Here is a 12,218-nt window from a genome sequence, read left to right on the forward strand (position 1 = left end):
CCTAGTTATTTCCTTGTTCGTTGTTAAAGAACTGTTCCAGGGCATAGGTGTCGGGTATGAGTACCTGTCGGGCTTTGCTGCCTTCGAACGGGCCTACGATACCTGCGGCTTCGAGCTGATCGATAATTCTTCCCGCCCTGTTGTACCCCAGTTTCAGTTTTCGTTGCAGGAGAGATGCCGATCCCTGTTGGGCAATAACAATAACTTCTGCCGCCTCTTTAAAAAGGGCGTCTCTCTCCCCTGGATCTATATCAAGACCCGTGCCAGATTCTTCTCCGACATATTCCGGGAGCAGGTGTGCGTCCGGATACGCCTTTTGAGATCCTATGAAATCGGTTATTTTACTTACTTCCGGGGTGTCGACAAAAGCACATTGCAGGCGAACGAGATCATTGCCCTGGGTGTAGAGCATATCCCCGCGACCTATAAGCTGATCCGCACCCTGGCTGTCCAGGATGGTCCTGGAGTCTATTTTTGACGTTACCCGGAAAGCTATCCGTGCCGGGAAGTTCGCTTTGATGATACCGGTAATCACATTTACCGAAGGCCTTTGGGTGGCAATGATAAGATGTATACCGATAGCCCGTGCAAGTTGTGCCAATCTGGCAATAGGCGTTTCCACTTCTTTCCCCGCTGTCATGATCAGGTCGGCGAATTCGTCGACTACCAGCACGATATACGGCAGGAATTTATGTCCGCTGTTAGGGTTGAGTTTACGTGCTTTGAACTTGGTATTGTATTCTTTTATATTACGCACCATGGCGTCTTTCAACAGCTCGTAGCGGTTGTCCATTTCAATACAAAGGGAATTCAGGGTATTGATCACCTTGTTGTTGTCGGTAATAATAGCTTCTTCCGTATCGGGAAGTTTGGCCAGGTAATGCCTTTCTATTTTATTGAAGAGGGTAAGTTCTACCTTTTTGGGGTCTACCAGTACAAACTTCACTTCGGCCGGGTGTTTTTTATACAGCAATGAGGTGAGTATGGCGTTAAGTCCCACCGATTTACCTTGTCCGGTAGCCCCTGCCATGAGCAGGTGAGGCATCTTGGCCAGGTCTACCACAAAAGTTTCGTTGCTGATATTTTTTCCCAGGGCAATGGGAAGTTCCATTTCGGCATTATGGAAGCGGGTGGATGCTATAACGGACCGCATGGAAACGGTAGTGGGATTTTTGTTCGGCACTTCTATACCTATGGTGCCTTTACCCGGAATAGGAGCAATAATACGTATGCCTAATGCGGCGAGGGACAGTGCGATATCGTCTTCCAGGTTTTTTATCTTGGAGATCCTTACACCGGCTGCCGGGACAATTTCATACAGGGTCACCGTCGGCCCGATCGTCGCCTTTATCTGGGATATATCTATCTTATATTGTTTAAGGGTCTCAACGATCTTGTTCTTATTTTCTTCCAGCTCCTCCTGGTTGATGGTAATACCGCTTTGTCCGCCGTGCTCGACGAGGAGGTCGAGGGGAGGGAACTGGTAGTTTCCGAGTTCGAGCTTAGGGTCGAATTCACCGAAATCCTGTACCAGTTTGTCCGAAAGAATATCCGTTTCTTCTTTTTCTTCTTCTATTTTTTTTATCTCCATCCGGATATCGTCGTGTTTCTCCTCTTTAGCAGGGGTATGGGAAGTTGTTGAAGAAGTAGTGGGTATTTCACTTTCTTCCTGTCCTGCTATTTTTATTTCAAAGGAGTTTTCGATATCTACATCCGATGTTTTGTCTATACGTGAATAGTTGGAAATCGTATTTTCTTTTTCCTTGTTTTCCAGGGCAACTTCAAAAGGGGAAGGCGATTCGTTACCTGTAGTACGTATAGCGGGTTCGTCCTTGTTTTCGTCAGCAGGATTTTCCCGTTGCATCCTGTGAAGGTCCTTGCGCATACCTTCACGCATTCCTGCGAATTGGGCGCCTATTTTCTCCGGAGTGACTTTCAGTTTTTTCACGGCAAATACGATAAAACCGAAAAGCAATATTAAAATAACCCCGGCTTTACCGATATAATCCTGTAAGAAATCGTTCATCTCATAACCGACAACACCACCGAGGAGAGGTGCTTTTGCAGCAAAAAACCCGAAAAACACAGAAAACCATAAGATAGCCAGAAGTCCCCAGACCCAGCGGTTGACAAGTTTTTTCCTGTCCAGGTTAATAAACCAGTGCAGTCCGGAAAGGAAAAACAGGTAGATGAAAATAAAAGCTGCAACACCGAAGCCTTTGTAAATAAAAAAATAACTTACCGATGCCCCGAATTTGTTCAGCCAGTTTTCCGCCTGGGCATTCCTGTCACTAAACTCGGATAGCAGGCTTTGATCCTGTTGCCAGGTAAAGAAAAAAGAGACAAAAGCAATGCACAGGGCAACGCTTAACAACATACCCAGACTCCCGAGAATGATCTTATTTTGTTTTGAAAAGGTAAATCTTGAGGTTTTGGGCTGTGTTGAGGTAGCTTTTTTTCTGTTCCTTTTTTTAGCCATTATATACGTTCGGTTTATGGTACTTGCCCAGCAAGTTTAAAAGCAAAAATACAAATTACAAACGTACAGGATCAAAATATATTTTTAAAATATTTTGGGAATATAGATTATACATCCGATAATAATGGCAGTGACGGCAGCGATAAAAACGGCTCCCGCAGCAATGTCTTTTATAATGCCTATTTTATGATGATGGTCCGGATGTACGAAATCTGCCATTTTTTCTATGGCGGTGTTTATACCTTCTATACTCATAATAACGGCTATGGTGAGTATTTGCAGTATCCATTCCGTAGTAGAAATTTTGAAGTAAAAACCGGCGGCGGTCACGATACAGGCTATGGCAAATTGCGCCTGTATACTGGCCTCCGTACGAAACAGAAGTAAAGCCCCTTTGGTGGCATACCGAATACTTTTTACCCTGTTTTTGAAGAAAGAACTCATGTTCCTGGTGTTGGTAAACAACTGAAAACGGCAGTTGACAGAAATAATAAAGCTGCCCGCTGCCGTTTTTTAATATAGTCTGATTATTTCAAGGCACGGATGGCAGCTTCGTAATCCGGTTCATCTACGGTCTCTGCAACCTGCTGGGTATAGACAACCTTACCTTCTTCGTCAATGACCACTACCGACCTGGAAAGCAGCCCGGCCAGGGGGCCGTCTGCAAATTCCACCCCGTAGTTTTTTCCGAAATCCCTTTCCCGAAAATCGGATAGGGTAATTACATTGTCCAGTCCTTCCGCACCACAAAAACGTGCCTGTGCAAAGGGAAGATCCCTCGAAATACACAATACGGCCGTATTGTCCAGTTCGGATACTTCCTGGTTGAATTTGCGTACGGAAGCGGCGCAGGTACCGGTATCTACACTCGGAAAGATATTCAGTACGACCTTTTTACCTTTGAAGTCATTAAGAGAAGCAGAAGAAAGATCGTTTTTAACGAGTGAAAAATCCGGTGCTTTTTCGTTTTTTCCAGGTAATTCTCCTGTAGTTTTTATTGCATTTCCTTTAAGGGTTACTGTTGCCATATTTATTTCTTTTTTATGTATTTGCTTATGCTGTCCGCGCATGGGACAAAGTATGGTAAAGATAGCCAATCTTTAGGGAAAAACCCGGAAGGCCGGAAAGAAAAAATCCCCTTTCTCCGAAGAGAAAGAGGATCATCAGCAATTTTTTCCCAACCGGGTACGCTTATTTGTCGATGGAGCCGAGAACCCTGCCCATAAAAGCATTGAGAGCTTCTTTTCTGGACATGCCTTCTTTTACCATTTTATCTACTTCAACAGCACCATACATGTTGGAGATAAGTTCTCCTATTACGTCCAGTTCCTCGTCTTTAAGGGAAGGAACTTCCGTAAGTGCTTCCAGGGTTTCTATGGCTTCGATGACATAGTCCTGGTCGTTTTCTTCTATAAAATTCGCCAGATGTTTTATTATAGGTAACTTCATATTTCCGCTTTTTAGAAAGGGCAGTCCCGGTCAGCCTGTTATTTGTTGTCTTCGATAAATGATTTTAAAACATCTGTCTTATTGGTCTGAACCTGGTTTACCAGTTTTCCGTTTTTAAAGGCGGCAAAGGTTGGCAGATTATCTACATTTGCCAGTTTTCTGGATTCCGGGAATTTTTCGGCATCGGCCACTACAAAGGAAGCATGTTCCGTTTCGGAAGCGAATTTCTTAAATTTCGGCTTCATAATACGGCAGTTGCCACACCATCCGGCAGAATACTGAACAAATACCGTGTCATTTCCGGCAACAACTTCAGGTAAGTTGTCTTTCTCTAATTCCTGTATCATAACACTCTTTATTACATTCGGTTTTACAGTTGTGCCGGGATTTTTCGTGAAGCGGAGTTCGGACCCCCGGCGAAAGTATCCCGACTTTACCCGTAGTAATTCTAACCAGTAAGGGTAAAGTCGGGAATCAAACACCAAAAAATAAGAACTTCAGTTCTGTTTGTTAGTTGGCGCTAAGGTACTCGGCAACACCTTGTCTGTTGGCAGACATGGCTTCTTTACCGTTTTCCCAGTTAGCGGGGCATACTTCTCCATGTGTTTGTACGTGGGCGTAAGCGTCGATCAATCGCAGGAATTCGCTGACGTTACGTCCCACCGGCATATGGTTTACACTTTCGTGGAATACGGTACCTTCTTCGTCGATAAGGAATGTAGCCCTGTAGGTTACATTATCTCCTTCATAAACGTAAGAATCGGTTTCTTCGTTGTATACTTCAGACTGCAGGTCAAGAATACGAAGCATGTTGGCCAGGTTCCGGTTGCTGTCTGCAAGGAGCGGATAGGTTACACCTTCGATTCCCCCGTTATCTTTGGCTGTGTTCAACCAGGCAAAGTGTACTTCGGGAGTATCGCAGGAGGCACCTACTACCAGTGTATTCCTTTTGTCAAACTCCGGCAAAGCGGCCTGGAAAGCGTGTAATTCCGTAGGACATACGAAAGTAAAGTCTTTCGGATACCAGAACAGGATCACTTTTTTCTTATTTTTTATCGCTTCTTCCAACACATTCACTTTGAATGTATCACCCATGTCGTTCATAGCGTCTACTGCTATGTTAGGAAACTTTTTACCTACTAATGCCATAGTTGTTATTTTTACTGTATTAATAATTTTCTGATGCAAAAGTAGGCATAGTATTCCGTCTGTTTGCATCGGGATAGATTATAATATTTTATAGTTTGATAGAGGTTCTTAATGGCAATAGAAAAGGAGGTGTTTTTTTGGGTTCTTCTTAATTATGACAGCCTATGTTTGTTGGATTGGTAATTTTTTATCCAAACCCCGGGGATATTATTTTTATTTGTGATTTCAGCAGTATTCCGCCCGTTTTTCTTTGTTTCTGACAAGCTGTTTACGGGCTTTTTACCTATTTTTCACCGAGTTGTCTGATTTTAATACGGAAGGCAGCAAAGAGAAGTGTCATAAACGGGCTCAGATAGTTAAATATGGCATACCCGCCATATGCGATGGGCGATACTCCCAGGACGCTGCTGTGGTATGCCCCGCAGGTGTTCCACGGTATAAGTACCGAAGTGACCGTACCGGAGTCTTCCAGGCTCCTGCTGAGGTTCTCGGGAGCAAGTCCTTTATCTTTATAGGCTTTGGCAAACATCTTTCCAGGTACGACGATAGCCAGGTACTGGTCCGATGCTGTGGCGTTCAAAGCGAGACAACTGGCTACCGTACTGGCAAAAAGTCCGAATGTTGTATGGAAAAGTTTCAGAAGGCTTTCCGTTATTTTCGCCAGTGCACCGATCGCTTCCATAACACCGCCGAAAACCATGGCGCAGATAATGAGCCATATGGTCCCCATCATGCCAGACATACCACCGGCAGAAAAGAGCTCGTTGAGAGAAGGATCGGTAGTTTCTACCGAAGTATCTATAGTAATGGCATCCATAACACCGCGATAAGCAGAGTGAAAATTAAGGGTATCTTCCCCGGCAATCCGGGTTACTATATCCGGCTGAAAAATTATAGCAAAAGCACCCCCGAGAAGTGTCCCGGTAAGCAATGCTATAAGCGGTTGGGTTTTTTTTACGATCATCAGGATAACCAGGGCAGGAACAACAAACAACCACGGCGATATATAAAAAGATTGGTCAATGGCAGCGAGAATTCCTTCGGTGTCCGGTTTCCCGGTAGTATCTATGGTAAAGCCTAATATTATAAATACGATGAGCGTTATAATAATGGTAGGAACCGTGGTATAAGCCATGTAACGGATATGGGTAAACAGGTCGGTCCCGGCCATGGCGGGAGCAAGGTTGGTAGTATCGCTCAGCGGGGACATCTTATCCCCGAAATACGCGCCGGAAAGCACCGCTCCTGCGGTCATACCCGGTGATATACCCAGTGCATCGCCGATACCTATAAGGGCAATACCTACGGTTGCCGAGGTGGTCCAGCTGCTTCCGGTAGCCACAGAAATAATGGCACAGATAATAACACAGGCGGCGAGAAAAATTGTAGGATTGAGTATCTGTAAGCCGTAATAGATCATGGAAGGGATAATACCGCTAATAAGCCATGTGCCGGAAAGCGCCCCTACCATAAGCAATATGAGAATAGCCCCGGTAGTAGATTTTACATTCTGCGCCACTTCTTCCATCATAAACTCATATGACACTTTGTTGAAAAAACCAACTATGGCTGCTACGGCTGCCCCGAGAAGGAGGATAAACTGGTTAGATCCCGACAGGGCATCGTCTTTATAAACGAAAAGAACGTTGTAAGCCAACATTCCTATAAGAGCAAATATAGGAATAAGAGCTTCCCATATCGATAGTTCCCTGTTTTCAATGACCTTGTTTTCTTCCATAAAATTAAAGTTGTTCCCGGATTCTCATGTTCCGAAATACGGACTGCCTTTCAGTATTCCGAACCGGATGCTTACAGATTGTAATAATACGATTTTGCCTAAACGTTTACAAATTTTATTAGAGGGTGAGAGGGTCAGAAGGTGAGGGGTGAGAATTATTTTTCATAGGTGGATTTGATTTTTGCTACGATTTTTAATATTTCAATGCCTTCGGCAGATAACGCATTCGATTCTGTAACGTTGCCTATGCCGGATTTTTTAACAATTCCATCCAATACGGGCATTCATCAGCTCCTTTTGCTACGATGCAAATCTTGGTATAGCATTCCTTTGCGGAGCGTCCTCGGCAGAATGCCCTGAAATTTACTCCTACCGAAGTGGACGACTTAGCCAACTGATAACGGACTACTTTGGTAGAAACATTTTTTGGAAGTGCCTCCAAAAAGCCCAACACCCGCACAGCATATTCCGGTGTACGATTTCTCATCGGCTCGTTAAATTCCGCGTTTGTCATATAACTAGTTTCACTACCCTCTCACCTTCTCACCCTCTCATATCCCCAGGGCCTTCATACCTTCTTTCATCTTTTCATAAGTACGTTCGATATCGTTGTCCAGTCCTATGGAAAAACGGATGAGTCCGTCGGTAAGCCCCATTTGTTTTTGTTCTTCCGGGGAGATTTCAGAAGAGGTGGAAGTTCCCGGCGCGCTGAAAAGTGTTTTGTAAAAACCAAGGCTTACGGCAAGATAGCCCAGGTTATTATTTTGCATACTTTCCATAAGTGCGTTGGCTTTATCCAGAGAACCGACATCCAGGGTCATCATACCTCCGAAACCGTATTCCGGGTTCATTTGCCTTTTCATAGTTTCATGCCCGGGGTGCGATTCCAGTCCGGGGTATACTACTTTCCGTCCGTCTTCTTCGAATTTTCTTGCCAGGAAAAGGGCATTTTCACTGTGTTTTTTGATACGTATGTGTAATGTTCTCAAGTTTTTGAGTATGGATGCTGCCCGCAGACTATCCATGGTGCTGCCCAGCAACATACCTGCACCGTCGTTAACATCTTTCAGGGAAAGGCAAAAGTCCGTACTACCGCAAACCACACCACCCACACAGTCGCTGCTACCGTTGATGAATTTCGTAAGACTGTGAATGACTACGTCGGCGCCGTGTTGAGCGGGAGCAATAGTAAGCGGAGAAAAAGTATTGTCCACAACCAGGGGGATATTGTGTTTTCTGGCAATTGCGGATAAAGCCCGGATATTTGCTATTTCCAGCAGGGGATTGCTTACCACTTCGCAATACAGCATTTTGGTTTTGTCCGTAATAGCAGCTTCTACCTTTTCTGCGGAAGAGGTGTCTACAAAAGAGGTGTTTATATTCAGCCGGGGCAGAAAGTTTTTCATAAAGGCATAGGTGCCGCCGTAAACCGTTCTTCCGGAAACAATATGGCTGCCAGTATCACAGTATTGTAAAATAACGGCCGTAATGGCTCCCATGCCACTGGCGGTAACGTTGGCCGTTTCCGTACCTTCCATAGCGGCAAGAGCTTCCCCCAGGTACAGATTGGAAGGGGAAGAGTGCCTGGAATAGAGATAACAGCCTTCGGTATTGCCTTCGAAGGTGTCGAACATGGTTTTTGCGGAGAGAAAAGTGTAAGTGGACGAATCGGAAACAGAAGGATTTACTCCCCCGAATTCTCCGAAATATTGCAGGTCCTGTATCTTGTTTGCCGGGTCGAATGCCATAGGAATCGGTTTTTATAAATTAGTGCTGCAATCTACCGAAACCAGGGCATTTTTACAAGTAGTTTTTTTGTGTATTGATAATTATAGGAGGTTTTTAAGTGTCTATTTTTAAAATTGTTTATAAAAACAAGGGTTATGGTGATTATTTTTAAATAGTTCGCGAAAAAAGGAAAAAAGGAGAAAGGCTGTTTTTATACCTGCCGAAGGTACAAAACAGCCTTTCTTTAGAGTTAAATACGGGGATGCGGATCAGGAAACAGGTTGATCTACACTTTCCCGGATTTTTGCTGCGGCCTTTACCATATTGGTAAGTGCGGCTTCAGTTTCTTCCCATTTACGGGTTTTCAGACCACAATCCGGATTTACCCAGATATTCTCCATAGGGAGCAGGGCAGTTGCCTTTTCGAGCAGTGCCACCATTTCTTCTACGGTAGGAACTCTCGGAGAATGGATATCATACACTCCGGGGCCTATTTCGTTCGGGTATTTGAAATCTGAAAAAGCTTCCAGCAGTTCCATTTGGGAACGGGAAGTTTCTATGGTTATCACATCTGCATCCATAGCCGCAATGTGCTCTATGATATCGTTAAACTCGCTATAGCACATATGGGTGTGTATTTGAGTCTCATCCTGAACACCGCTTGCGGATATGCGGAAAGCCTGTATAGCCCAGTCCAGGTAGGCAGGCCAGTCTTTCTTCCGCAGGGGCAAACCTTCCCGGATAGCTGGTTCGTCGATCTGTATCATGGAAATCCCTCCTTTTTCCAGGGCTACAACTTCATCGCGGATAGCCAGGGCGATCTGGAATGTGGTTTCGGATCGCGGCTGATCGTCCCGTACAAAAGACCATTGCAATATGGTAACCGGGCCGGTAAGCATTCCTTTGACAATTTTATCCGTATTTTCCTGGGCAAAACGGCTCCAGCGAACGGTCATGTCTTCGGGCCTGCTCACGTCCCCGAAAATAATAGGGGGTTTTACACAACGACTGCCGTAGCTTTGTACCCAGCCGTTTTTGGTGAATACAAACCCCTCGAGCAATTCCCCGAAATACTCCACCATATCGTTACGTTCAAATTCCCCGTGAACCAGTACGTCCAGTCCTATCCGCTCCTGAATATCGATGGCTTCGATAGTCGCAGCTTCTATTTTTGTTTCATATTCGGACAAGGTAAGCTCGCCTTTCTTCAGCGCGGCACGAAGCTTTCGTATATCGGGAGTCTGGGGGAAGGAACCGATGGTGGTTGTAGGATATAGCGGTAAACCGAAACGTTTTTGCTGTAGTTTCTGTCTCGTTTCGAAAGCAGAGAGCCTGGTGGTGTCTTTCCCGGAAATTGCAGCTGTCCGGTCTTTCACTTCCTGTTTATGGATCAGGGAAGAGGTGCGCCTGCTTTCCAGGGCTTTTTTGTTTTCTTCCAGGAGGCTGGTGTTGCCGTTTGCGATTTCGTAGATATCAGATATTTCCCCGAGTTTCTGTTTGGCAAAAGCCAGCCAGTTTTTTATTTCCGGGTCAAGTTCCGTTTCCGCTTCCAGGTCATAAGGCGTATGCAGAAGGGAAGAGGAGGGGGCTATGAATACTCTTTCTTTTCCAATGGCTGCCGTTGCCTTGCGGATAAACTCCAGGGATTTCTCGTAATCGTTCTTCCAGATATTACGCCCGTCTACTACCCCGAGAGAGAGCGACAGGGTTTCCGGAGTGGCTTCCAGTACCGCATCCAGTTGTTGCGGCGCCCTTACGAGATCTATATGAAGAGCTTTTACGGGTAATGATGTGGCCAGGGCTGTATTGTCACCCAAAGCTTCAAAATAGGTAGCAACCATAATGTTTAGGCCTTTACAGGCTTTGGCAATAGTGACATAGGCTTCTTTGTAGGCTTTTTTCTCTTGTTCGGTAAGATCGAGGGACAAAAAGGGCTCGTCCAGCTGTATCCATTCCGCACCCAGGTCTTTGAGTTTGTTCAGGATTTCCACATATACGGGGAGGAGATTTTTAAGAAGGTCAATACGATGAAAACCTTCTTCTTTTTCTTTACCCAGTAACAGGTAGGAAACGGGACCGACCAGAACAGGCTTCGGAGTTTTGTCCAGCACCTTTTTGGCTTCGGCAAACTCTTCGGTGATCTTGGATGAGAACCATTTAAACTCCTGTTTGTTATGGAATTCCGGTACGATATAGTGATAATTGGTGTCGAACCATTTGGTCATTTCCATGGCGGTGATGTCCAGTCCGTCTTTCTGGTATCCCCTGGCCATGGCGAAATACAGGTCCAGTTCCGTGTTTTCCTTGTTCTGTGTCAGTACGGGAGTGTAGCGTTTAGGAACGGCTCCTAGGGAGAGAGACATGTCGAGGACCTGGTCGTAAAAACTGAAGTCGTTACAGGGAATAAGGTCTATACCTGCTTCCTGTTGTACTTCCCAGTTCTGACTGCGGAGTGCTTCTGCAACCGAGAGCAGTTCGTCCCGGTCAATTCTACCCGACCAATACTGTTCGCAGGCTTTTTTCAGTTCACGCCGGGCACCGATACGGGGGTAGCCCAAATTGTTTTTTTGCATTTTTAAAATAGCATTAAGTTAAACATCAAATACATTAATGTTCCTTACCAACCATTTTACCGTATGCCTTAAATGAATCGTAGAAGAGAGGATAAACCCATTAACGGTGCATACCACCCGGACAGGTGATCTTCCCGTTAAAATATCCCGACTACTGCTTCAAAACCGCGAAAGCATACGTCTCTGCATTATAAGCAAGTCTCCTGGCTTGTAACATTACTGCCATCCTTCTCATCCCGAGAGCTGTAGGGACAATGGATTGTGGTACGGCAGTAACTTCACGTTACTTACAGTTGCGCGTCAGCCCGTGATTTTCACACGGTTCCTTTTTAAGAAGTAGCCCCGAAACCCGGGTGCAACTTCACTTATAATGGGAAATAGTATGTATGAACGGTGCAAAGGTAGCTAATAAAGTTGGAAGTACGAAGTTAGAAGTCGGAAGTGACAGGGCAAACACGTTTTAAAATGCAAACAATTTCTCAGCATTGCCGGTTGTTTTTTTAGTCCTGGCGTTGAGGAGTTCAGAGTTGAGGAGGTATATGGATTAGAAATCCATAGGTTTTTATAACGCACTGAAAGTTTGTTTTGTCACGAAGGCATGAATAATTTTTAAAAAACTAATGCAATAAAACAGAATTCCAAAACTTTAAAACTCCTAAACTCTCCAACTTTTCATCGAACTTAAATTTTATGATGTGTTTGCCTTATCGAAGGTGAAATTCCGGGCTATGTATTTTACCAATAGCCTCCACAAGTTCGGAGAGACAATTATAGTTTATTAAAATCAGTTGACTAAGCCTAACATAGGTTGCCTTTTTTCTTAAACTTAATGTATAATGAAAAAAGGACAAGAACACAGAGTGTTTGATTTAGGCCTCAAATTGCAATTAGTCAAGCAGATTGAAAAGGGAGAACTCCGGGTTCGTGATGTTAGCCAGCTTTATCAGGTAAGTACCACGGCGGTATATAAATGGTTACGTAAATATTCCGATCTTTACGTGAGTAATACACGAATGATAGTGGAAAGTAAAAGTTTATCAAAGAAGCAAAAAGAGCAGGCAGAGCGCATTAAGGAGCTGGAACGGGCTTTGGGTCAAAAGCA

Annotated in this window: 12 protein-coding genes and 1 riboswitch; of the genes, 1 reads left to right on the top strand and 11 read right to left on the bottom strand. The window is 44.6% G+C overall.

What is annotated here, in order from left to right:
• Position 1: 1 nt before the first annotated feature.
• The 11 genes from ACVBDU_RS21590 to metE form a co-directional block, all read right to left on the bottom strand.
• Positions 2-2,479: a DNA translocase FtsK gene (locus tag ACVBDU_RS21590; RefSeq protein ID WP_447181768.1), complete on the bottom strand. Its 2,478-nt coding sequence runs from the start codon at positions 2,477-2,479 to the stop codon at positions 2-4.
• Between the two features lie 84 nt (positions 2,480-2,563).
• Positions 2,564-2,923 carry a diacylglycerol kinase gene (locus ACVBDU_RS21595; protein WP_447181769.1) on the bottom strand — a complete coding sequence of 120 codons (360 nt, stop codon included), beginning with the start codon at positions 2,921-2,923 and terminating at the stop codon, positions 2,564-2,566.
• Positions 2,924-3,006: 83 nt separating this feature from the next.
• Positions 3,007-3,507 carry a thiol peroxidase gene (tpx, locus tag ACVBDU_RS21600; RefSeq protein WP_447181770.1) on the bottom strand — a complete coding sequence of 167 codons (501 nt, stop codon included), beginning with the start codon at positions 3,505-3,507 and terminating at the stop codon, positions 3,007-3,009.
• Positions 3,508-3,670: 163 nt separating this feature from the next.
• Positions 3,671-3,928 carry a DUF6952 family protein gene (locus ACVBDU_RS21605; RefSeq protein ID WP_447174297.1) on the bottom strand — a complete coding sequence of 86 codons (258 nt, stop codon included), beginning with the start codon at positions 3,926-3,928 and terminating at the stop codon, positions 3,671-3,673.
• Between the two features lie 38 nt (positions 3,929-3,966).
• Positions 3,967-4,272 (bottom strand): thioredoxin family protein, encoded by a 306-nt coding sequence (locus ACVBDU_RS21610; protein WP_447181777.1) that lies wholly within the window; start codon positions 4,270-4,272, stop codon positions 3,967-3,969.
• Between the two features lie 166 nt (positions 4,273-4,438).
• The gene (locus ACVBDU_RS21615; protein ID WP_447181771.1) at positions 4,439-5,077 is read right to left on the bottom strand and encodes a peroxiredoxin; all 639 of its coding nucleotides are present in this window, start codon (positions 5,075-5,077) and stop codon (positions 4,439-4,441) included.
• A gap of 283 nt (positions 5,078-5,360) precedes the next feature.
• Positions 5,361-6,815, bottom strand: coding sequence for a Na+/H+ antiporter NhaC (gene nhaC / locus ACVBDU_RS21620; RefSeq protein ID WP_447181772.1), 1,455 nt, complete (start codon positions 6,813-6,815; stop codon positions 5,361-5,363).
• A gap of 155 nt (positions 6,816-6,970) precedes the next feature.
• Positions 6,971-7,099, bottom strand: a complete 129-nt coding sequence (locus ACVBDU_RS21625) for a hypothetical protein (protein WP_447181778.1) — start codon at positions 7,097-7,099, stop codon at positions 6,971-6,973.
• Complete coding sequence (locus ACVBDU_RS21630; RefSeq protein ID WP_447181773.1) at positions 7,060-7,329, bottom strand: four helix bundle protein; 270 nt, start codon at positions 7,327-7,329, stop codon at positions 7,060-7,062. The genes ACVBDU_RS21625 and ACVBDU_RS21630 overlap by 40 nt, the downstream gene beginning before the upstream one ends.
• A 37-nt stretch (positions 7,330-7,366) precedes the next feature.
• A complete protein-coding gene (locus ACVBDU_RS21635; protein WP_447181774.1) occupies positions 7,367-8,563 on the bottom strand; it encodes an aminotransferase class I/II-fold pyridoxal phosphate-dependent enzyme in 1,197 nt (398 codons plus the stop codon).
• A gap of 249 nt (positions 8,564-8,812) precedes the next feature.
• Positions 8,813-11,116, bottom strand: a complete 2,304-nt coding sequence (gene metE, locus ACVBDU_RS21640) for a 5-methyltetrahydropteroyltriglutamate--homocysteine S-methyltransferase (protein WP_447181775.1) — start codon at positions 11,114-11,116, stop codon at positions 8,813-8,815.
• Positions 11,117-11,292: 176 nt separating this feature from the next.
• Positions 11,293-11,495, bottom strand: a riboswitch (cobalamin riboswitch).
• A 457-nt stretch (positions 11,496-11,952) separates the two neighbouring features.
• Here metE and ACVBDU_RS21645 point away from each other — a divergent pair.
• Positions 11,953-12,218: transposase (locus tag ACVBDU_RS21645; RefSeq protein ID WP_447178008.1), on the top strand; the 266-nt coding region annotated here is incomplete at its 3' end.

The organism is Sinomicrobium endophyticum (assembly GCF_052983315.1).